Origin of the sequence: Chroococcus sp. FPU101, from assembly GCF_017312365.1 — a bacterium.
Lineage (GTDB): Bacteria > Cyanobacteriota > Cyanobacteriia > Cyanobacteriales > Microcystaceae > Chroococcus.
Window position 1 is genome coordinate 149858 of the sequence record NZ_BLJI01000003.1, and the last position, 19519, is coordinate 169376.

Annotated in this window: 26 protein-coding genes and 2 pseudogenes; 14 read left to right on the forward strand and 14 right to left on the reverse strand. The window is 35.8% G+C overall.

Annotated elements, in window-relative coordinates; translation table 11 throughout:
• Positions 1–3 precede the first annotated feature (3 nt).
• The 3 genes from CFPU101_RS05225 to CFPU101_RS05235 are packed head-to-tail and all read right to left on the reverse strand — an operon-like array spanning position 4 to position 3745.
• Positions 4–1836 (reverse strand): penicillin-binding protein 2, encoded by a 1833-nt coding sequence (locus CFPU101_RS05225; RefSeq protein WP_206814272.1) that lies wholly within the window; start codon positions 1834–1836, stop codon positions 4–6.
• 30 nt (positions 1837–1866) lie between these two features.
• A complete protein-coding gene (locus CFPU101_RS05230; protein ID WP_206814273.1) occupies positions 1867–2322 on the reverse strand; it encodes a hypothetical protein in 456 nt (151 codons plus the stop codon).
• A 55-nt stretch (positions 2323–2377) separates the two neighbouring features.
• Positions 2378–3745: a GTP-binding protein gene (locus CFPU101_RS05235; protein ID WP_206814274.1), complete on the reverse strand. Its 1368-nt coding sequence runs from the start codon at positions 3743–3745 to the stop codon at positions 2378–2380.
• Positions 3746–4275: 530 nt separating this feature from the next.
• Here CFPU101_RS05235 and CFPU101_RS05240 point away from each other — a divergent pair.
• The 7 genes and pseudogenes from CFPU101_RS05240 to CFPU101_RS05270 all read left to right on the forward strand — a co-directional run bounded on the left by CFPU101_RS05240 (position 4276) and on the right by CFPU101_RS05270 (position 8489).
• Positions 4276–4764 (forward strand): DM13 domain-containing protein, encoded by a 489-nt coding sequence (locus tag CFPU101_RS05240; protein WP_206814275.1) that lies wholly within the window; start codon positions 4276–4278, stop codon positions 4762–4764.
• A gap of 125 nt (positions 4765–4889) precedes the next feature.
• A complete protein-coding gene (locus CFPU101_RS05245) occupies positions 4890–5567 on the forward strand; it encodes a response regulator transcription factor (protein WP_206814276.1) in 678 nt (225 codons plus the stop codon).
• Between the two features lie 55 nt (positions 5568–5622).
• Positions 5623–6453 (forward strand): ABC transporter permease, encoded by an 831-nt coding sequence (locus tag CFPU101_RS05250; protein WP_206814277.1) that lies wholly within the window; start codon positions 5623–5625, stop codon positions 6451–6453.
• A 50-nt stretch (positions 6454–6503) separates the two neighbouring features.
• The gene (locus CFPU101_RS05255; protein WP_206814278.1) at positions 6504–7073 is read left to right on the forward strand and encodes a Uma2 family endonuclease; all 570 of its coding nucleotides are present in this window, start codon (positions 6504–6506) and stop codon (positions 7071–7073) included.
• Positions 7074–7187: 114 nt separating this feature from the next.
• A pseudogene (locus CFPU101_RS05260) lies at positions 7188–7756 on the forward strand (Uma2 family endonuclease).
• Positions 7757–7824: 68 nt separating this feature from the next.
• Positions 7825–8073 (forward strand): type II toxin-antitoxin system Phd/YefM family antitoxin, encoded by a 249-nt coding sequence (locus tag CFPU101_RS05265; RefSeq protein WP_206814279.1) that lies wholly within the window; start codon positions 7825–7827, stop codon positions 8071–8073.
• Between the two features lie 14 nt (positions 8074–8087).
• Positions 8088–8489: a putative toxin-antitoxin system toxin component, PIN family gene (locus tag CFPU101_RS05270; protein ID WP_206814280.1), complete on the forward strand. Its 402-nt coding sequence runs from the start codon at positions 8088–8090 to the stop codon at positions 8487–8489.
• Between the two features lie 252 nt (positions 8490–8741).
• On the opposite strand, the gene CFPU101_RS05275 is transcribed toward CFPU101_RS05270, so the two are convergent.
• Together CFPU101_RS05275 and CFPU101_RS05280 are read right to left on the reverse strand one after the other, a co-directional pair.
• A complete protein-coding gene (locus tag CFPU101_RS05275) occupies positions 8742–9143 on the reverse strand; it encodes a type II toxin-antitoxin system VapC family toxin (RefSeq protein ID WP_206814281.1) in 402 nt (133 codons plus the stop codon).
• Positions 9144–9380 carry a CopG family transcriptional regulator gene (locus CFPU101_RS05280; protein ID WP_206814282.1) on the reverse strand — a complete coding sequence of 79 codons (237 nt, stop codon included), beginning with the start codon at positions 9378–9380 and terminating at the stop codon, positions 9144–9146.
• A gap of 210 nt (positions 9381–9590) precedes the next feature.
• Here CFPU101_RS05280 and CFPU101_RS05285 point away from each other — a divergent pair, with 210 nt between their 5' ends.
• The 5 genes and pseudogenes from CFPU101_RS05285 (at position 9591) to CFPU101_RS05305 (ending at position 13608) form a co-directional block, all read left to right on the forward strand.
• Positions 9591–9854, forward strand: a complete 264-nt coding sequence (locus CFPU101_RS05285; RefSeq protein WP_206814283.1) for a DUF2281 domain-containing protein — start codon at positions 9591–9593, stop codon at positions 9852–9854.
• Between the two features lie 50 nt (positions 9855–9904).
• Positions 9905–10258 (forward strand): annotated as a pseudogene (locus tag CFPU101_RS05290) (type II toxin-antitoxin system VapC family toxin); the annotation flags it as partial.
• A 136-nt stretch (positions 10259–10394) separates the two neighbouring features.
• A complete protein-coding gene (locus CFPU101_RS05295; RefSeq protein ID WP_206814284.1) occupies positions 10395–11711 on the forward strand; it encodes a polysaccharide ABC transporter ATP-binding protein in 1317 nt (438 codons plus the stop codon).
• A gap of 11 nt (positions 11712–11722) precedes the next feature.
• Entirely contained in the window at positions 11723–12622 is a 900-nt protein-coding gene (locus CFPU101_RS05300) for a bifunctional 2-polyprenyl-6-hydroxyphenol methylase/3-demethylubiquinol 3-O-methyltransferase UbiG (protein ID WP_206814285.1), read from the forward strand.
• A 41-nt stretch (positions 12623–12663) separates the two neighbouring features.
• Positions 12664–13608, forward strand: coding sequence for a glycosyltransferase family 2 protein (locus CFPU101_RS05305; protein WP_206814286.1), 945 nt, complete (start codon positions 12664–12666; stop codon positions 13606–13608).
• Between the two features lie 158 nt (positions 13609–13766).
• Here CFPU101_RS05305 and CFPU101_RS05310 read toward each other — a convergent pair whose 3' ends face one another.
• Positions 13767–14066 (reverse strand): hypothetical protein, encoded by a 300-nt coding sequence (locus tag CFPU101_RS05310; protein ID WP_206814287.1) that lies wholly within the window; start codon positions 14064–14066, stop codon positions 13767–13769.
• A 33-nt stretch (positions 14067–14099) separates the two neighbouring features.
• A complete protein-coding gene (locus tag CFPU101_RS05315; RefSeq protein WP_206814288.1) occupies positions 14100–14600 on the reverse strand; it encodes a phytanoyl-CoA dioxygenase family protein in 501 nt (166 codons plus the stop codon).
• Between the two features lie 182 nt (positions 14601–14782).
• Here CFPU101_RS05315 and CFPU101_RS05320 point away from each other — a divergent pair, with 182 nt between their 5' ends.
• Entirely contained in the window at positions 14783–14956 is a 174-nt protein-coding gene (locus tag CFPU101_RS05320) for a hypothetical protein (protein WP_206814290.1), read from the forward strand.
• Positions 14957–14961: 5 nt separating this feature from the next.
• Here CFPU101_RS05320 and CFPU101_RS05325 read toward each other — a convergent pair whose 3' ends face one another.
• Positions 14962–15894, reverse strand: a complete 933-nt coding sequence (locus CFPU101_RS05325; RefSeq protein WP_206814292.1) for a glycosyltransferase family 2 protein — start codon at positions 15892–15894, stop codon at positions 14962–14964.
• Between the two features lie 150 nt (positions 15895–16044).
• On the opposite strand from CFPU101_RS05325, the gene CFPU101_RS05330 reads away from it, so the two are divergent.
• Entirely contained in the window at positions 16045–16806 is a 762-nt protein-coding gene (locus CFPU101_RS05330) for a Uma2 family endonuclease (RefSeq protein WP_206814293.1), read from the forward strand.
• A 130-nt stretch (positions 16807–16936) separates the two neighbouring features.
• Here the strand turns inward: CFPU101_RS05330 and CFPU101_RS05335 are convergent, their stop codons facing one another.
• The 6 genes from CFPU101_RS05335 to CFPU101_RS05355 all read right to left on the reverse strand — a co-directional run bounded on the left by CFPU101_RS05335 (position 16937) and on the right by CFPU101_RS05355 (position 19478).
• Positions 16937–17170 carry a type II toxin-antitoxin system PemK/MazF family toxin gene (locus CFPU101_RS05335; protein ID WP_242577780.1) on the reverse strand — a complete coding sequence of 78 codons (234 nt, stop codon included), beginning with the start codon at positions 17168–17170 and terminating at the stop codon, positions 16937–16939.
• A 3-nt stretch (positions 17171–17173) separates the two neighbouring features.
• Positions 17174–17437, reverse strand: a complete 264-nt coding sequence (locus CFPU101_RS05340) for a hypothetical protein (protein WP_206814294.1) — start codon at positions 17435–17437, stop codon at positions 17174–17176.
• A 59-nt stretch (positions 17438–17496) separates the two neighbouring features.
• Positions 17497–17808: a DUF4926 domain-containing protein gene (locus CFPU101_RS05345; protein ID WP_206814295.1), complete on the reverse strand. Its 312-nt coding sequence runs from the start codon at positions 17806–17808 to the stop codon at positions 17497–17499.
• Positions 17805–17864: a hypothetical protein gene (locus CFPU101_RS26225; protein WP_374191931.1), complete on the reverse strand. Its 60-nt coding sequence runs from the start codon at positions 17862–17864 to the stop codon at positions 17805–17807. The genes CFPU101_RS05345 and CFPU101_RS26225 overlap by 4 nt, the downstream gene beginning before the upstream one ends.
• Before the next feature lie 62 nt (positions 17865–17926).
• Positions 17927–18121, reverse strand: a complete 195-nt coding sequence (locus tag CFPU101_RS25450) for a DUF6883 domain-containing protein (RefSeq protein WP_242577781.1) — start codon at positions 18119–18121, stop codon at positions 17927–17929.
• Positions 18122–18260: 139 nt separating this feature from the next.
• Positions 18261–19478: a bifunctional oligoribonuclease/PAP phosphatase NrnA gene (locus CFPU101_RS05355; RefSeq protein WP_206814296.1), complete on the reverse strand. Its 1218-nt coding sequence runs from the start codon at positions 19476–19478 to the stop codon at positions 18261–18263.
• Positions 19479–19519: the final 41 nt, after the last annotated feature.

Consider the following 19519-nt stretch of genomic DNA (forward strand, 5'->3'; position numbering starts at 1 on the left):
CAATTACTGTTGAATTCTTTCTTTTACACCTGCACGGGGTTTAACTTGAGACGGGGGTATCCCTTGAATTGAGATTAACGCTTCCATAACCGATTTCACCATAGGTGCTGCCACCGTTGAACCAAATGTATTGGCTCCTTTGGGTTCATCTACTACCGCTAGGATAACATAACGCGGTGATTCTACTGGCAAAATTGCTACAAAACTGGTAATCTTGGCATTGGCTAAATAACCCCCTCTAGGGCTGGCTTTTTGGGCGGTTCCTGTTTTTCCTGCGATGCGATATTTATCAATTTTAGCCACTTCACCCGTACCATCTGAGACGACAGTTTCCATCATTTCTATCACTTTTTGGGTTGTTTGTGGGGTAAAAATAGCCTTGCTGGTGTAGTCGGGTTGCCAGTGTTTCTGACCATAATCATCGACTAAACCGCTTACAATATGAGGAGTGACTAAATGACCTCCATTAGCGAGGGCGGCGTGTAACTGAATGAGTTTAATCGGAGTTAGGGAAAAACCTTGACCAAATGATGCTGTAGCGGTTTCTATGGCTTGTCTGGTGAATTCTTCTTCAGATTTGAGGTGTCCAGCTACTTCCCCTGGTAAATCGATTTCTGTGGCTTGGCCGAGTCCTAATTCGGCTAATCGTCGATAGTAAACTTGACGGTTGAGACGTTGCATGATCTGAACCATCGCTACATTACTCGAAGTTTGTAAGACCCCTGCAATATCTAGCCTTCCGTTGGCTTTTCGGGACGCGTTTTTAATTGGCCAACGATCAACAGTAATTGCTCCAGTATCGTTGATGATGGTAGTAGGTGTAATGACTTTTTCTTCGAGAGCGATCGCAATATTAAGCGGTTTGAAAGTTGACCCAGGCTCATACAAATCCGAAACCGTCCAATTTTTGAACAAACTCACATCGGATTTATAATACTGATTAGGATTATAAGAAGGTTCAGCGACCAGAGATAAGATTGAGCCGTCCTTAGCATCCATGACAATAACGGCACCCCGTTTCGCTTTAAATTTTTGAAGTTGTTGTTTTAATGCGGCTCTAGCTGCCCGTTGTAAGCGAAGATCAAGGGTTAATTGCAGTTGTAGTTCATCAAAATTAAAGACATCTTTGGGTAAAAAGGCGGGCAAAACCACCCCTTCACCGTTTCTACGGGTATCAACGTTAAATAAATCCCGTTCTAATAGCTTACGTTGACTGAGTTCAAGCCCTGCTTGTCCTTGACGTTCTTGATCAACATATCCTAAAACATCAGCTGATAGATCATTTTGGGGATAGAAACGAGCATAGGATTCATTGATATCAACACCCTCTAATTTTAGAGTTTTAAAGGGATTAATCTCTGTCTCGTCTAAATTTTTGACTAAAAGAATTCCCGTTTCTTGTTTACTAAATTTATCAATGAGTGATTGTGGACTAACTTTAAGTAAAGGGGCTAACGTTTGTGCTACTTCTTCTGGCTTTTTCTTAAACAGTTTTGGATGAGCATAAACACTATAAATCAGTTTATCTGAAGCTAAAACATTTCCCTGACGATCGATGATGCTACGTCGAGGAATATAAGGACGAAGGCTAATGGTTTGTTGTCGTCGCGCTTTTGAGTGTAGCTCATCAAATTGAATGATTTGTAACTGATACAATCTCCATCCTAAGCCAAACATTCCAGCCACTAAAAAAAACCAAACTGTCATGAGTCGCCAAATTGAGGACGGACTAGATTTAGTTTTGATTCGAGTCGCTTTCTTTGATAAAGGCTTAGACTTTTTCTTCACTCGACCTTGAGATGAATGGCTTTTAAATTTTGGGCTTGTATCAGTCATTCGTCATTTATCCTAAGTCCTTTTTAGCAATTAGTAAGCAATTGCATCACTATTTGGAGATGAGATTTGATTCTTTGGTGTATTTTTGGGACGTGGGTTTGTTTCTGAGGTTGGGGTAAGAAAAATCGATTGAGTGGGATTTGGATTTGATAAACCCGTTTCTGGCTTTTCTGCTTGTTGAGCGAGTTGATTTTTCAAAGATTCATTTGTTGATATCAAATGACGTTCATAACGCTGTAAAGTTTCTAGCTTTTTATATTCATTATTCCACAGTCTCGGAAAATACACTGTCCAAGCATACAGCCCCAAAGTTGTCATCACCAAACAAAAGGTAATGAACGAAAAACCTTTTTGAATAAATAACAAAAATTGTAGTCTAGATGACAATTCGTGGTTTTGAACAGGCAACTTTTTTAGATTGTTTTTAGATGAGGGAGCTTTAACAAGTTTTCTTTGCGGTTGTGTAACAAGAGGTGAAACGGACATAGCGTTAGTAATACAAGTAAATTACAGTTATTCTAAGACAAAATCACTTTAAAAGTTAAAAATTTGGTAATTCTTGTCGTAAACGATGAATCACCGTTGCCGAATCAACTTGACTCAAAATTTGTTGAATCAGTGTACTCGGCCCCATCGAACCCCAACTACAGCCGTTTTCTAAATAAGCTTGAGCCGCTTTTCCAACGCTATAGGTTCCGTAACCCGCGATCGCAGCTTGAGCCGCAGCAGTGGTAGTATACAGGGTTAAAGCAGCAGGGCTTTCAAAAATACTAGAAATCGCCGCCGCACTTTTCCCAAAACCAACTAGGATATTACTGACAATCTCACCTAAAATCAAGGTTCCCGAACTGATTAAAATGGTACGCCATAATTGTCCCGCTTCATGACTGGTCATCGGTAAGCCGTATAATCGAGCTAAGGCACGAATTAAAGCCAGATCCGAAACCACTCCCCCAACGACATCGAGAAAGGCGATCGGATTCAGCCCAACAGCGATCGCTTTGTATTTAGCATATTGCCAAATCAGGGTTTCTGCCTCTTCAGCACGCAATTCTAAGGTTTTACGAGCGATGTTTTCTTCTGCTTCTTTAGCTTGAAAAAGAGCATTGAGGGCAATTAGCGATCGACCTTCGTCATTGAGAAGATTTAAGATTTTTTCTTGCAGTTCATCGATTTGTGGGGGAACATTTTCCCACTCTTGAGTAATTCGACCATCGGGCCATTCGACTCGTACTGGGATCGGTTGAGGTTCGGCAGCAACCATAACGATTTCATCAGTAGATAACACTTCTTGTAACGTATTTTGTGGTGTTCCTGTTCCCAGTTTTTGTAATTGTCTAAATATTTCTTGACGATCGGTTTCTGGATAGAGATCAATCTTATTAAACACTAAGATGATCGGTTTACCGCTTTTTCTCAGTTCACATAATGCCTGATATTCAGTTCGGGTAATATCTCCTGCGACAATAAATAATATCAGATCGGCTTGTCTAGCGATATCTCGTGCCATTGTGGCCCGTACTTGTCCGTCGATCTCGTCTAGTCCAGGAGTATCGATTAATTCGACTTGGATTTTACCACTAGGGGGTGTCCAACGTACCGATCGTGGCCACTGGGTAACACCATTAAGCGGGCCTGTCTCTAAAACTTTTTGACCGACTAAAGCATTAACTACGGCTGATTTTCCGCGACTGACTAACCCAAATGTTGCCAGACGGATGACTTTTTGATCCAATTTTTCGAGGGCGGCTTTTAAGGATTGTAAATCATTCTTGACAGCCGCTTGTAATTCTATATTAGGGGGATAGTTCCAATGACGACGAAAGCTGGCATACCAAGATAAGGCTTGCTGCAAACAGGCTTTTGCTTGATTGTAGTGGGTTTCTTGAGGGGATATGGTCTGCGTCACAGTTCGTCTCTTACTCTCAAACTAAATATCTCATCTTCTTATTTTAGGCTTAACGATGTTTAGTCTCCTATTGTTCCGTGTGGTGTATCTCCGTACTTAAAGAGTGTGAAATACCGCCAGAATTAAATAACACACATTAATCAATCTGTCAATAGTATTAATTCGGAAATTTTTAAACTTTAGCTGTTCATTACTAAGGAATGACACGAGGAGTAAAAGTTGTATGGTTAGGAATACGACATGAATGCAGACTTAATTAAATTAACAGCAACGCTTCATTAGTTGTATAAAGTTTTAAAAAATCAAGTCTTTGGTGTGGTAGAAAAGTTGAATCTCAAAGAGACACAGTGAGAAATATAGATTGTGTCCTTATTACTTTGTTTAAAAAAAGAGTCAAGCTTAACTGAGAGCTTTTACAGCCATTCTTTCAAGATTTCTTAAAGATTTCTCAGTGAGAACTCAGATTTAATCGACACAATAAAAGTTAGAAAACGCACCAACAGCTAACTAAAAATTATTCTGAGGCAATTATGAAACTCAATTCTTTAATTCTTCTTGGCACATCTTCCCTCTTAATTTCGACAATGGCTTTATCGGTTAATGCACTGAATAATCCCAAAACTGAACAGTCTTCTAATCCTCCTGTTACTCTAATCGCCCAAAATCAAACCGTTGCTTTAATGAGTGGAAATTTTATGAAAGCAGAAGCACCCACTACAGGAAAAGCGACTATTATTAGTGAAGGTGGACATAAATATTTAGTCTTAGACTCGGCTTTCAGTACCAGTAATCAAGGCCCAGATTTGCACGTTCTCCTCGATACAGATGCCAAACCTCCTCAAACTTATCAAAATATTAATCGTCCCCTCAATTTAGGTAAACTACATAGTGTGACGGGAACTCAACGCTATCCAATACCAGATTCTATCAATCCTGCCCAATATAAATCCGTCGTTATTTGGTGTCGGATGGCGAATGCAACCTTTGGTTATGCACCTCTTCAAACCGCCCGTAAATAATTTAGATGTAGGGGTTTGGCCTCCAAACCCTTTTATAATTTCTTAAAAGATTTGAATAATTTACCAACTATGATTAAATCAGGGCTTCTGCCAACTTTAAACGAAGAATTGGAGGGTTCTGCGATATGACGACAGCACATATTTTATTAGTCGAAGATGAGGTAAAACTCGCTCGTTTTGTTGAATTGGAGTTAAACAGCGAAGGTTATCAAGTCAGTGTGGCTAATGATGGGATCACGGGGTTAACACTGGTTCGAGAAACGTCTTTCGATTTATTGATTTTAGATTGGATGTTACCAGGGTTATCGGGGCCAGAATTATGTCGTCGTCTGCGGGCAACAGGTAATCAAGTTCCAGTAATATTATTAACAGCCAAAGATGAAATTGGCGATCGCGTTACGGGTTTAGATGCGGGTGCTGATGACTATGTGGTTAAACCCTTTAGTATAGAAGAACTACTTGCACGAATTCGCGCTCATCTCCGACGCACTCAAGAAACAAATACAGATGTATTACAATTTGAAGATTTACGATTAAACCGTTTGACACGAGAAGTTAAAAGAGGCGATCGCGCTATTGAGTTAACCGCTAAAGAATTCGATTTACTCGATTATCTCATGACTCACCCACGACAAGTCTGCACCCGCGATCAGATCTTAGAACGGGTTTGGGGTTATGATTTTTTGGGCGATTCTAATATTATTGAAGTCTACGTGCGTTATTTGCGCCTCAAACTCGAAGAAAATCAGGAAAAACGCTTAATTCATACCGTGCGTAGTGTAGGTTATGTCTTGAAAGAGTAATTTTACTGAAACGATTGGGTACTCTTAGATTGTCAATCGATTTTCGACAATTGAGATGAAACACGAACAACCACTAACGATTATTGAAGCAGATCAAGGCTGGCTACCGCTTAATATAGATGAAATTTGGGCTTATCGAGATTTATTGTACTTATTAGTGTGGCGCGATATTCGTAGTCGTTATCGACAAATGGCTTTAGGCCCTCTGTGGATTGTACTACAACCGTTGATGACGATCGCTATTTTTAGTATCGTGTTTGGTGGTTTTGCCAAAATTCCGTCTAATGGTATTCCTTATCCCATTTTTGCTTATGCTGCTTTATTACCCTGGCAATTATTCGCCACAGCTACGGTTAAAGCATCAGATAGTTTGGTTAGCAATGTTCATCTGATTTCAAAAGTTTATTTTCCTAGAATTATTGTTCCAATTGCTGCGGTTTTAGTCAGTTTGGCTGATTTCGCTGCTTCTTTTGGTGTGTTGCTATTAATGATGTTGTTTTACCGTATTTATCCGACTTTGGCTGTAATTACTTTGCCTTTGTATATTCTCTTAGCAGTCGGTACTGCTTGGGGTGTGGGTTTATGGTTAGCCTCTTTGTCGGTGAAATTTAGAGATGTAGCGATCGCTGTTACTTATTTAGTACAAATTTGGTTCTATGCAACGGCTGTTATTTATCCTACTAGCATCGTACCCGAAAAATGGCGAAATCTATTTTTACTAAATCCCATGACACAAGTTGCAGAAGGTTTTCGCTGGGCATTATTAGGCAATGGACAACCCCCGAATATTATTTCACTTATAGCCGTCAGTTTAGTAATTATTTTGTTGATTTCGGGTGCATTTTATTTTCGGCAAACCGAGGGAAGTATTGTCGATGAAATTTAAACTCAAGTTAAAATTTTATTGTAACCAATTCGTTTCTAACTTTCTTCATTATGATTACACTAAATCTAGAAAGTATTATTCATTTAAGTCCCGAACAATTTAAAAAACTTGCGTTTGCTAATCCTGATACTGTTTTAGAACTCACTGAACAAGGAGAATTAGTTGTTATGCCACCAACTGGCGGTGAAAGTGGTTATCGTAATCGTAGACTAACCCAAAGATTAGGTATTTGGACAGACAATGATGGGACTGGAGAATCTTTTGATTCAAGTACAATGTTTCAACTTCCAAGTGGTGCGTTTCGCTCTCCTGACGCTGCATGGATTAGTTTAGAAAGATGGAACGCATTAACAGCAGCACAAAAAGAAACTTTTCCCCCGATTTGTTCTGATTTTGTCATTGAGTTACGCTCAGAAAGTGACCGCCTTAAGAATTTACAAGACAAGATGCAAGAATATATTAATAATGGAACTCGTCTAGGATGGCTAATTGATCCAATAACAAAACAAGTTAAAATTTATCGACAAGGACAACCCAAAGAGGTTATTTTTAGTCCGACACAGCTAGATGGAGAAAACGTTTTACCCAATTTTGTTTTATCTTTAGATGGCATTATTTAGAGAAAAAGAACGCTCATTAATAATATTTGAAATCTTTCTTAAGTATGAGCAACACTTTATCTAAAAAAGATTTAGAATTTTCTCATAATCAATTCGCTTCTAGTCATCTGCACTATGATCACGCTAAACCTAGAAAGCATTATCCATTTAAGTTCCGAACAATTTAAAAAACTTGCATTTGCTAATCCTGATACTGTTTTAGAACTTACTGAACAAGGAGAATTAGTCGTTATGCCACCAACTGGCGGTGAAAGTGGTATACGCAAAATAAGCTTACCATGAGAGTAGGAATTTGGACAGAACAAGATGGAACAGGTGTAGCGTTTGATTCAAGCACAATGTTTCAACTTCCAAGTGGTGCGTTTCGCTCTCCTGACGCTGCATGGATTAGTTTAGAAAGATGGAACAGTTTAACCGAAGAACAAAAAGAAACTTTTCCCCCAATTTTTCCTGATTTTGTGATTGAGTTACGCTCAGAAAGTGACCGCCTTAAGAATTTACAAGACAAGATGCAAGAATATATTAATAATGGTACTCGTTTAGGTTGGTTGATCGACCCACTAACGAAACAAGTTGAAATTTATCGACAAGGACAACCCAAAGAAGTTATTTTTAGTCCAACACACTCAGATGGCGAAAATATTTTACCTAATTTTGTATTATCTCTCGATGGCATTATTTAGATTAATTTAGCTAAGAAGTTAGTAAAATAGAAGCATAAAAATTAAATAACTAAAAATAAAAGATTGTTATGAAAAATGTATCCGAAGACTTACTGAAAGAAAATTTATTGAGTTTTTTAGATTCAATTCAAGATGAACCAATTGCCATTGTTCAAAGTAATCAAAAAATTGCAGTTATTCTGTCTATACAAGAATATGAAAGATTAGTAAATGCTAATGTAGCTGACTTTCAGCAGTTTTGTGATCAAGTTGAGCAACAAGCAGAAGCTAAAGGCTTAACAGAAGAAAAACTACAAGAAATTTTAGCAGATAAATAAACCAAGATTTGTCTTTGATACATACAAATACTTTGGTGAGCCGCTTATTATTACCTAATTCAATTCTGGCTCAAGCGGTTAGATTAGCGATTGATTGTGGTATTATATTAATCTGTAATGATACACAACAAGAACTAGAATTGGTTTTAAATCGCAAAAAGTTTGATAAATATGTTTCTTTGGATGATAGACAAGAGTTTTTACGCAAATTAAATCAGATTGCTCAACCGATTCAACTTATTGAGCGTTTTCAAGTATGTCGTGATGAAAAAGATAATAAATTTCTTGAATTAGCAGTAAATGAAAAAGCTAACTTTATTGTGACAGGTGATCAAGATTTATTAATCCTTAATCCTTTTATGGAAATCCAAATTATTACACCTAAAAATTTTGTATCGCAAATGTCAACAAGTTAAGAAAAAAATTATTTTTTAGATAATCACAAGAGCAATATTAATTAAAGAGCTTGTATTCAGCCAGTAAATGAGTACTCTATGGATAACCATAAGGAGGTTTTGCACTCGTTCGACGAACGAAACAAGTTGAAATTTATCAGCAAGGGCAACCCAAAAAAGTTCTTGTTAGTCCAACACATTTAGATGGCGAAAACGTTTTAACCAATTTTAGATTATCTCTAGATGGTATTATTTGATGTGAGTTATCTGTAATTATTGTCGCCAATCCTCTATCACTAAGCCATCTATTCGCTGAAATTCACTAACATTCGAGGTAACAAGTTTGAAATGATGTGTTTTCGCTGTTGCTGCAATCAGTAAATCATAAGAACCGATTGGCGTACCCTGTGTTTTCAAAATGCTACGAATTAAAGCCGCTTCTTCCGCTTCTTTCTGAGCAAAAGGAATTATTGTAACTGAAATTAGAAAATCTTCAATAACTTGACGGATTTTTGCGACTCGTTGCGGGTTTATAGCCATTCCGTAGCGAATTTCCATTAAAGTTAGCACAGAAATTGAGACTAGAGAGGGAGAGACGCTTTTAAGACGAGAAAGTGTATTTGGTTCACCTTTAGCAAAGTCACTAACCGTACAAGTATCGAGAAGGTAAACCATCTAGAAAATGTCCTCATCAGTTTGCTCATTTAATTCATCTCGATAAGACTCAAACGAAACAATTTCGGCATCTCCTTTGAATTCTTGAATAGAATCAGGCCACTGGGAAAGGTTATATTGTGATAAACACATGAGAAGTGCTTCACGAATGAGTGTGTTACGTTTTTTTCCTGTTAACTGACAGATAGTCTCTAGTTTTTGACCTAATTCGTCATCTAAGTACACATTAAAGTTCATAGACTGCTTGTCTAATTTTATAACATATTATAACAGGTTATACTAACGGCACAATTCGCGGTCTAGCTGTGCGAGTGCGGGAGCATCGTATCTCAATCAATTCTCACCTGCTCGATATTTTTCTTTTAAAACGGCGTAACCTGTAAGAAGTCAATGCCATACATTGCCTAAAATATAAAATAAAGATATCAACTTATTGCTCAAATACCAATGATTACTCAAACATCTTTAGAAACACCCTCCGTCACACCTACCGATACCCTAATCGAAAAAATTCATCAGCTTTCACCGTCTCAACAGCAAGAAGCATTAACATTTATTGAGTTTTTGCTGCATCGAGATCAGCCTCGTCAAACCATTTGGGATAAGATTGAAGAACGGATTGCCAAGCTACCAGAAGATGTGATTGCTGAACTTCCGTCAGACTCTTCAGAAAAATTAGATCAATATCTATATGGAGTTTCTCAAGAGTGAGATCAGTTTTTGTGGATACACTGTATTAGGTAGCTCTAACTAATTCTAATGATCAATGGCATGAGAGAGCTAAAAACATTCAAGCAAGCTTAGTATCCTGCAATTTAATTACTACAGAAGCAGTGTTGATAGAGTATCTTAACTACTTCTCGTTATACAACTCATTCATGCGTCAGACTGTTGCAGGAATTACCAATGATATTTTAGAAGATTCCAATATTGAAGTGGTACCGATTACCCATGACCTTTTTTTGTCAAGTTTAGCTCTTTATGAACAACGTCCCGATAAAGGCTATAGCATGGTTGACTGTATTTCCATGATCGTTATGAGAAAGAGAAACATATCAGAAGTATTAACCCATGATAAACACTTCACCCAAGAGGGTTTTACAATTCTTCTGTAGCTGAGTATGGTTAAGAGCGATCGCCAAAATATCCGCTTCAGTAAATTTTCGCTCTTGGTGTTATTTCTCCGTTAAGAATGGGAACTCTATTAGTAAGCGCAGAGAATAAACCTGTAACTCTAACAGCGAGGGAGGAATGACAGACACCGTTATCAGCGTAGAAAACTTAAGTAAGCGTTATTTTATTGGCGCAAAAGAGGAGTTACCCAAAACCAAAGGGGAAGCCATTCGTAGTATTTTTGGCGCACCATTTAAGTATTTACACAGTAAAGTCAAAGAACCCAACCCAGAAGAAATATTTTGGGCGTTGAAAGATGTCTCTTTTGAGGTTAAACAGGGTGAGGTAGTTGGTTTAATTGGGCGTAATGGTGCAGGAAAAAGTACATTACTCAAGATTCTTTCACGAATTACTAAACCCTCTGGCGGTTGTGTAAAAATACGGGGGAGAGTCGGCAGTTTATTAGAAGTTGGCACAGGTTTTCATCCAGAGTTGACAGGGAGAGAGAATATCTATCTCAACGGCACAATTTTGGGGATGACGAAAAGGGAAATTGATAAGAAATTTGATGAAATAGTCGATTTTGCCGAAGTTGAAAAGTTTCTCGATACACCTGTTAAACGCTATTCATCTGGGATGTATGTACGGTTAGCCTTTGCCGTCGCTGCACATTTAGAAACTGAGATTTTAGTCGTTGATGAAGTTTTAGCGGTAGGGGATACGGAATTTCAGAAAAAGTGTTTAGGTAAAATGAGTGAGGTGGCTACAAAAGAAGGAAAAACAGTTTTATTTGTAAGTCATAATATGGAAGCAATAGCCAATTTATGTAATCAAGCAATTTTATTTAAACAAGGTCAACTTAAATTATTTTCTCGGGTCGACGCTGTCATCAACACATATTTAGAAAATAATATGGATTTAAGTTCAGAAAAAACTTGGAAAATCTATAATGCACCAGGAAATAATATTGTCAAATTGCTTAATATAAAAGCTCATAATAAAAATGGATTGATTGAAAATCATTATAAAATTTCAGAGCCAATTTATATCTCAATTACATATAAAGTTTTACAAGATGGTTACATATTAACACCTGGAATAAATTTTTTTAATGATAGAAATATAAATATATTTGATTTACATGATGTCAGTAATGAATGGCGACAAGAAAGAAAAAAAAGAGGTATTTATTGTTCTACTGTAGAAATACCTGCAAATTTTATGAGTGAAGGCTTAATTATAATTTGGGTAGCTATTCTTACACCCCAACCATTTGAAGTTCATTTTCATGAAAAGGATGTCATAGTATTAAATATCGTTGATGATTTTGCAGAAAATTCAGCAAGGGGAGATTTTCTAGGTCATTTTCCAGGAGTAGTACGTCCTTTAATGAAATGGAATACTCGTTCAATTAGTCAATCAAACAATAGTAAAATAGAATTAATAACTATTTAGGAGCTTGATTTATGAAATTTACAGGAGAAAGATATATACCCTCTGAAAATGGAATTATTTGTTATGAACATTTACATAGATATTTATGCTGTTTGAATTTTGCATCTGAAAAAAAAGTTTTAGATATTGCTTGTGGCGAAGGATATGGCTCTGCAATTTTATCTAGATTTGCTAAATCAGTTATTGGTGTAGATATTAGTACAGAATGTATAGCTCATGCTCAACAAAAATATTGTCAAGAAAATTTAAAGTTTGTATTAGGCTCTTGTGATAAAATTCCTGTAGAATCTCAATCAATTGATTTAATTATTTCTTTTGAAACTATTGAACATCATAGTCAACACATTGAAATGATTTCAGAAATAAAACGAGTTTTAAATAATGATGGTATTTTGATTATTTCTTCTCCAAATAGATTGTTACATTTTGATTTACATAAAGATATTAATCATTTTCATGTAAAAGAATTATATTATTATGAACTAAACAACCTACTAAAAGAATATTTTGAAAATATCTGTTTTTATGGACAAAAAATTATTGCTTCTTCTTTAGTAATGCCTATAGAAGAAGAAATTAATTCTTACAAAAACATGATTTTTTATCCTCAAGAAAAGCATTTGACATCTAGAACAAGTTACAAAATGGATAACCCTGCTTTCTATTTAGCAATTTGTTCAAACAAACCTATAAAAACAAATTTTGACTTGACATCAATGTATATTGATTCTCAAGAAAATCTTTATCAAGAAATTAAGGATATGCAAAAAATCATCAATCAGATTCAAGAAGAAAAAGCTAATATTTTAGAAGAATTAGAAGCTATTCAATTAAGTAATTTTGGTAAGCTTAGAAGATTTTGGTTACAGTTAAAATCGTTATTAAGAATTAATCATAAATTTAATTACTAAATTATTAAATAATGTATATTTGATTAAAATTAGATAAATTTATGTATAAAATTGCAGCATATATTACAGCTTATCAAGATCTTGAAGCAGTTAAAAAATGTTTAATTTCTTTAAGAAACCAGACTTATAATATTAATAAAATATTTGTGATTGATAATTCACCTGAAATGCTTAAATTTGATTTATTACTAGAACAAGATGTCATTTTAGAACATCATCCTGAAAATATTGGAATTGCAGCAGGAATAAAAATTGCATCTAAATGGGCTATTGAAGAAAATTATGATTTTTTATGGACTTTCGATCAAGATAGCGAACCTATTTCAGACACTTTAGAAAAACTTTTAGAAAATTATGAACGATTGATCCAACAAGGTTTATCAATAGGAATAGTTGCACCTTTAGTAATAGACTCTCAATCAAATCAGGAATTAGAAGGAGCTATTTTTCACAAATATAAATTTTTTCCTGCCTCCAATTTTGAAAATATTAATCCAAGAAAATTTTATAAAAAAGATTTTTATGAATGTGATATTGTCATTACATCAGGCTCTTTAGTTAACTTAGATGCTGCTAAAAATGTTGATTTTCCTAATGAAGAGCTTTTTATAGATGCAGTAGATTGGGCTTATTGTATGAATTTTAGAGAAAAACAATATCATGTAGTAGTTGTAACTACTGCCTTATTAAAACACAATTTTGGTAAATTTCAATCTACACAAAATATAGGAGTTACTAAAATACCCATTTATGCTTATTCAACTTTGCGATATTACTATACTTCTAGAAATCATACTTTTATTGAAAATCATCTAGCAAAAAAATCTAATTCTTTTCATCTGTCAATTTTATACAGATTACGCACACTTATCCAAAAGTCAATAAAAATTATGCTTTATGAACCTGATTATAAGCTACTTAAAATTTGGGCTTGTTTTAAAGGAACATATGATGGATTTTTGGGAAAACTAGGTAAAAATTGGTAGAGATAACTAATTAATAATTATTAACAATTTTTTGCCTAGTCTTTTAAATTAACCTATAACAATACGTTTGAGTTTATTATTAGCTTTTTCTACTAATGGCTGTAAAATTTTTTTATATTTTTCAGTAATTGGAATAGTAATGGAAGGACTACCTTCATCTAATAGATTATTGTGAATAAAATACCATTTTCCTTTATTCCACTTAGCACGATCAGGCATATCAGGACGCTTGATAAAGCTGAATAATGTGAAATTAATCCTTTTCTCATTAAATTAGGATTTTTAGCCAGTGAACCACGATGAGTTAAACGACCATGCCAGATCAAAACATCACCTTTTTTTGCTATAAATTGATGTATTTGTGAGCTATTACGCTGAATATAGTCTTCAAAAGCAGGCACACAAACACGCTCTGAAATTGTTGGCCAATCTGGTCTAATTGTTTCTTCTTGTTCCATTTGATTCCAAACTAATTCCCGTCTGAGTAATGGCTAACGATGTGATCCTGGTACATATTCAAATGGCCCTGAATCAGGATGAATATCATCTAAAGCCATCCATACCGCAGCATACCAAGAATTGACAAACGGCGGATTAAGATAATCGTCTTGGTGCCAATCACGTGTTGTAGAAACCCATCCAGTTAAGTTTAAGTGTAATCCCATTTCATCTCCAATCAAAGATTTCATCGTTTCCATCAATGGTGGATAAAGACAAATGTCTCTAATTTCTTTATAGTACATATATGGAGTTGGACAAGACCAACCATCAGAATGAGGGAATTTACTTCGTAGTTGACTATATTTTTCTATTAAATTATTTGGCAGAAATCTCTCTAGAATAACTAATCCATTTTTACGCCAGCTTTTTTGTATATCAGTTAACTGAGTTTCATCACAATTTGAATGGTCTAACGCTGGTAATAAAGATTCGTTGGGAATCTCTGATAATTCTTCAAAAGGGGTAAATTGCGGATTTTTGACAGTAACCATGATCCTTGTATATCATTAAGATTCATAGTTATTGTTCCCAGATAATAAAAAAAATTTATGCAGTTTACAAAATTTTTCATAAAATTCAAAATTTTCAACTTAATACTGACCACTTCGGCGGACATTTCAAATTCTATAACTTTATTAGCTTGAACAACTAAAACAGACAGGAAGATAAAATTATGGCTAAAAAACTAGCTCAAATCATGGAAAAAATTCCACTTGAACGTCGGAATAAAATTGAAGTACGAGCTAAAGAACTAATAGCAGAACTTGGAGAACAAATACCAGATGAGGAGATTAAAAAAGACAAGATTAATACATTTGATTCTACTCAAGAAACGATTGATATATAGTCAATTTATCTAAGTATCTTGCCTAAAACCTCAAATCCCCAACGCAACAAAATCCACTTCGGCGGACATTTCAAACCCTGTAGCTCTGGTAAGTTAAACAATTGCATTACCTGAGCCAATTCTTGCAGCTGTCTGCGTCGAAGTTTCCGAAATGCACCCGCTAAAATAAATTGATGGAAAAAAGTAGCTTTACAGTCTTCTAACTCATCTTTACTTAATACATCAACCTGAGCGAAAATCTTTAGTAAAGTTCTAATCGTTTTCTCATTAAAAACACTCATTGTTAACGCTTGGGAATGAACTGTATAAGCACACGTCACATCAGGAAGACACAATACACCATATCGACTAAATAACCGTATCCACATCTCTAAATCAGTCGGTTCACCCCATACAGGATTAAAATAACCGACCTCTTGAAACACTTGACGCTGAAAAATGATCGCAGGAAAACGCACAAAGGAAGAATTAGACAATAAACGGATTAACGCTTGCTTGGGTGGGAGATATTGCGAATCTTTGAATGTTTGTTGTTTTAACACTCGTTCTTGTTCATCAACAACATTAACTCCAAACAAAAAAACAGAATATTCATTCTGATATTGCTCAATTGTTTCTAAAATCACATTTAGCGAATTGGCTAACAAAAAATCATCATCATGCAAAACTAAAACATATTCACCTAAAGATAATTTAATCGAATGATTCCAATTTTCTGTCATTCCTAGTCTTGGTTGATTAGCTACATAATGCCATTGACCTAACCAATTTTCTAAAACCTCATTGATTACTTGATGACATTGGTTATTCGATGAGTCATCTGTAACAATAATCTCAATTTCACCTATGAGATCTTGAGTAATGATAGACTTTAATGCTCGTTTTAGCCATTGAGGTCTATTATAAGCAGGAATACAAATACTTAATTTTTTACTCATTTCCTCGCCTTAAATTGCTTCTCATCTTAACCACCTCATTACTAGAATAGATGAGACGAACAGAGCTTGATCACATCAATAAAGCGATCGCATAATCCAACCTTTCACAGTATAATTGTTCTATTCTAGCCATCATGAATACAATGAGCTATGACTCAAGCGTTAAATCAAACCGAACTTAATATCATTTGGGAAAAACTGCCCGACGATTATATTCTACCCGATGACCCTGTGGAGAGTATCTTACAACCTTTACTCGCATTCGCTTTATCAGAATCTCTCGATCTCGCAGGTTTAATCACATTCGTGATGCTTATTGCCTCCAATATGGGTATCTGTGCCAAAATCAACGGAAAAACCGTCATTAAAGCACCAGATTGGTTCTTTGTGCCTCAAGTTATACCATTGGACGAAGGTAAAATTCGTCGTAGCTATACCCCTTATACTGAGGGTGATGTTCCTGAAATCGTGATGGAATTTTTATCAGAAACCGATGCAGGGGAGTATTCCAACAGCAATATATATCCTTATGGCAAGCTATACTACTACGAACAAATCTTAAAAGTTCCTTTTTATATTATTTTTGATCCGAGTATTCCTTTGCTCGAAGTTCGTCAGTTGCAATCTGGAACGTATGTATTACTCAAGCCAAATCAACAAGGACGTTACTATATTCCTTGTTTTGATTTATTTTTAGGTATTTGGGCGGGAACGCGACAAAAAATAACAGCAAATTGGTTACGTTGGTGGGATGATTTAGGAAATCTCTTACTCTGGGGTTCTGAAGAAATTCTACTTACTCAACAAGCACTCGAACTTGAACGCCAACGGGTAGAACTTGAACACCAACGGGCGATTGACTTAGAAGCAGAATTAAAGCGCTATCGGGAACAATTCGGCGATTTACCCTAAGTTAAATGTTCTACTTGCTTATCTACAACCCCATCAAAATCCTTAATCTAGCCTCTACTTAAACCATTGTCTCGGCAGAAACCACACCTAAACGTTTAATCAGTCGGTCACTACTCAAAGAACGAACATCCTAACACTTAATAAAGCTCTTGACATTTAAACCACCTTCTGGTGGGATGAGGCTAACATGAAAAGGCATTTTTTTATCTTTAGAAGTAATGGGAAGACAAATTGCTAAAGCAGCCGCACTTTGATTAAATCGATCAACTGAAATGATCAAACTAGGTCTTATACCCGCTTGTTCTCGTCCTCTAACTGGGTTTAAATCTACTAACCAAACTTCTCCTCTCAAGATCTGAGCCATTTTTTAGTCGTGATTCCCATCGAGTAAGGTATTTTCCCAGAGTTGTCTTTCTGCTAATTCCTCTTGCCAAGCTTGCGGATCATTGCGTAAAGCGACAAAGGCTCTATCAGCCTCTTCTAAAAACTGTTGTACCTCTTTTTCCGAAGATAAAAGCGGTTTTTCTTCCCTTAAAATCTGGATTTGATAGCGTTTATTGGCTTCTAAATTTAATTGAGTTTCTGGATAAAAAGCCTCTCCATCAAAGATCACAGTTAAGGTTTGAGACATGGTTAATTTTCCTGTTTTATTTTTTATTCTATTACGATTAATTAGCGATCGGGTGACCTTTAACTCTGATACAAAAAACGAGCAAAATCAAGGACTTCTTGTTGACGTTCTTCTGGTAAATAAGTTACCAAGGTCGCTAATTTATCTGAAACAGATAACCATTGCTTAGTATTAGCCTTCCAAACAACTATAAACTGTTTAGACGACAAAACACACAAAGCTATTGTTTCTCCATCTTGATTGGTAAATTCTACCTCATATTGATCATCTGGGTAACATTCGACAATCGCTCCTTGAACCCCACGATAAAGACTATATTCAGGCAAATCTATCAATAACTCAATAATGTCAAATAGTTCTGCTTGAGTCATGCTCGTTTCCTTACATACAATGTTACTAATCTAGCTACATCACTATTAGTTTCCACGATCCAACCAGTCCGAACAATTTCTTTAGTCCTTCTTGAATACCTTTAATCTCTAAATCTACTTAATAAGGCTGTCCGTGCTGATCAGCTACTGTTGCAATAGCCTCTGATTCAGGAACTTGAGCGAGGATTTGTTCTAATAATAATGGATAATTATGTTTGGTGAATCCTAAATGACGCTGAAACATAATTGCCTTATCAAAACCTTTAGGATTATCAATATTAAGAGCATATTCTGTCAGTTTGCGTGAATCCACAACCTATTCACTGACAACGTCTTTTAATTTCATCCTAATTTTTGATAAATTATATCTTCATAGTAAAGCAAGATTTAAGCATAAAATATCAAGTTAAAACGCGAAAAAGCTATCTACAAGAGTTTTAAGTCTCAATTACTTAATCATCGGGATTAACTAAACGCCCTAATTTTTGCTTAATCTGATTGTCAAACGCTTCCCATTTCAGACGCGCATATTCAGCATTATCGTTAAAACCGCCTAAAAATCCGACTGGAATTTCAAAACCACCCGCCATATATCTCCCACCACCAAAAAAGCGTCCTTGACTATCTTGTCCAAAGGCTTCTTTAATAAATTCATCGGTATCTAAAGTTATTTTAGTTGTTCTGAGTGAACCAATCACCAGTTCTACATCATTGCTTTCATCATGCACCACACCGTAAACAACCGCAGTGTGTACGTTTTCTTCGGTGACTAAAAAATCGGCTGCTTGGGGAATAGCATCTCGATCCTCGTAGCGCAGATAACCAACCCCTGCAATGGTAAAATTATTTTTGATAATACGATTTTTTAGCGATCGTTCGATGACATCCATCACCCGTCGTGAACGAGAAGACTGTAACACCGAATTGAGTAACTGAGCATCATAATAACGACTCAAATATGCTGCAGCCAAAAAATCTTTTTCTTGTGCTTGCATTAACTGATTTGTGTCAGAGCGTAACCCGTGCATTAATGCTGTAGCACATTTAACATGAACAGGATTACCATTATCAAACTCTAACAAACCCGATTGAATATACTGAGTCATTATTGTTGCAGTTGCCCGCATTTGCAAACGTAAATCAATAAATTCTGCTTTTAGTTCGCCTTGTTTACTATGATGATCGATCACGACTACAAGTGGAATGTTAGCTTGTTGGATCAACGGAATTAACTGACAATTTGTTCCTTGACTATCGACTAAAACACAACCTTGATATACTGATAAATCTCGCTCTTTGAGGGTTTGTATACCCCATTTTCTCGCGGGCAAACCCGTTAATTTAACTAATGCAATATTTTCTTGATGAGAAAGCGTTCCAGCATAAACAATATCACACTGAATATTATAATGCTCGGCAATCAACTGATAAGCCCAAGCACTAGAAAGCGCATCGGGATCAGGAAAATCTTGTATTACAACGATTTGCCGTTCACCTTGATGTTTTTCTAAAGTCTGTCTCAATTTTTCAACGAGTTGTGCTAAAAATGAGTCACCATTCCCATTTGTAGTAGGTGGAACAGAATCTTTAGGCAGTTCGACAATTGTCCCATCTGAGACGGGTTGACTGTCTAACTTCGATTTAGGCTTAATCACAACCTCTGTAGTCATATAATGTGTGTGGGATTTCTAAAAAATGCCAGAAAAACTAA

Bases quoted from the DNA above. Each gene is read 5' to 3' on its own strand.
- CFPU101_RS05225 (WP_206814272.1), bottom strand. From the start codon at position 1,836: ATGACTGATACAAGCCCAAAATTTAAAAGCCATTCATCTCAAGGTCGA.
- CFPU101_RS05230 (WP_206814273.1), bottom strand. From the start codon at position 2,322: ATGTCCGTTTCACCTCTTGTTACACAACCGCAAAGAAAACTTGTTAAA.
- CFPU101_RS05240 (WP_206814275.1), top strand. From the start codon at position 4,276: ATGAAACTCAATTCTTTAATTCTTCTTGGCACATCTTCCCTCTTAATT.
- CFPU101_RS05245 (WP_206814276.1), top strand. From the start codon at position 4,890: ATGACGACAGCACATATTTTATTAGTCGAAGATGAGGTAAAACTCGCT.
- CFPU101_RS05250 (WP_206814277.1), top strand. From the start codon at position 5,623: ATGAAACACGAACAACCACTAACGATTATTGAAGCAGATCAAGGCTGG.
- CFPU101_RS05255 (WP_206814278.1), top strand. From the start codon at position 6,504: ATGATTACACTAAATCTAGAAAGTATTATTCATTTAAGTCCCGAACAA.
- CFPU101_RS05265 (WP_206814279.1), top strand. From the start codon at position 7,825: ATGAAAAATGTATCCGAAGACTTACTGAAAGAAAATTTATTGAGTTTT.
- CFPU101_RS05275 (WP_206814281.1), bottom strand. From the start codon at position 9,143: ATGGTTTACCTTCTCGATACTTGTACGGTTAGTGACTTTGCTAAAGGT.
- CFPU101_RS05280 (WP_206814282.1), bottom strand. From the start codon at position 9,380: ATGAACTTTAATGTGTACTTAGATGACGAATTAGGTCAAAAACTAGAG.
- CFPU101_RS05285 (WP_206814283.1), top strand. From the start codon at position 9,591: ATGATTACTCAAACATCTTTAGAAACACCCTCCGTCACACCTACCGAT.
- CFPU101_RS05295 (WP_206814284.1), top strand. From the start codon at position 10,395: ATGACAGACACCGTTATCAGCGTAGAAAACTTAAGTAAGCGTTATTTT.
- CFPU101_RS05300 (WP_206814285.1), top strand. From the start codon at position 11,723: ATGAAATTTACAGGAGAAAGATATATACCCTCTGAAAATGGAATTATT.
- CFPU101_RS05305 (WP_206814286.1), top strand. From the start codon at position 12,664: ATGTATAAAATTGCAGCATATATTACAGCTTATCAAGATCTTGAAGCA.
- CFPU101_RS05310 (WP_206814287.1), bottom strand. From the start codon at position 14,066: ATGGAACAAGAAGAAACAATTAGACCAGATTGGCCAACAATTTCAGAG.
- CFPU101_RS05315 (WP_206814288.1), bottom strand. From the start codon at position 14,600: ATGGTTACTGTCAAAAATCCGCAATTTACCCCTTTTGAAGAATTATCA.
- CFPU101_RS05320 (WP_206814290.1), top strand. From the start codon at position 14,783: ATGGCTAAAAAACTAGCTCAAATCATGGAAAAAATTCCACTTGAACGT.
- CFPU101_RS05325 (WP_206814292.1), bottom strand. From the start codon at position 15,894: ATGAGTAAAAAATTAAGTATTTGTATTCCTGCTTATAATAGACCTCAA.
- CFPU101_RS05330 (WP_206814293.1), top strand. From the start codon at position 16,045: ATGACTCAAGCGTTAAATCAAACCGAACTTAATATCATTTGGGAAAAA.
- CFPU101_RS05335 (WP_242577780.1), bottom strand. From the start codon at position 17,170: ATGGCTCAGATCTTGAGAGGAGAAGTTTGGTTAGTAGATTTAAACCCA.
- CFPU101_RS05340 (WP_206814294.1), bottom strand. From the start codon at position 17,437: ATGTCTCAAACCTTAACTGTGATCTTTGATGGAGAGGCTTTTTATCCA.
- CFPU101_RS05345 (WP_206814295.1), bottom strand. From the start codon at position 17,808: ATGACTCAAGCAGAACTATTTGACATTATTGAGTTATTGATAGATTTG.
- CFPU101_RS05355 (WP_206814296.1), bottom strand. From the start codon at position 19,478: ATGACTACAGAGGTTGTGATTAAGCCTAAATCGAAGTTAGACAGTCAA.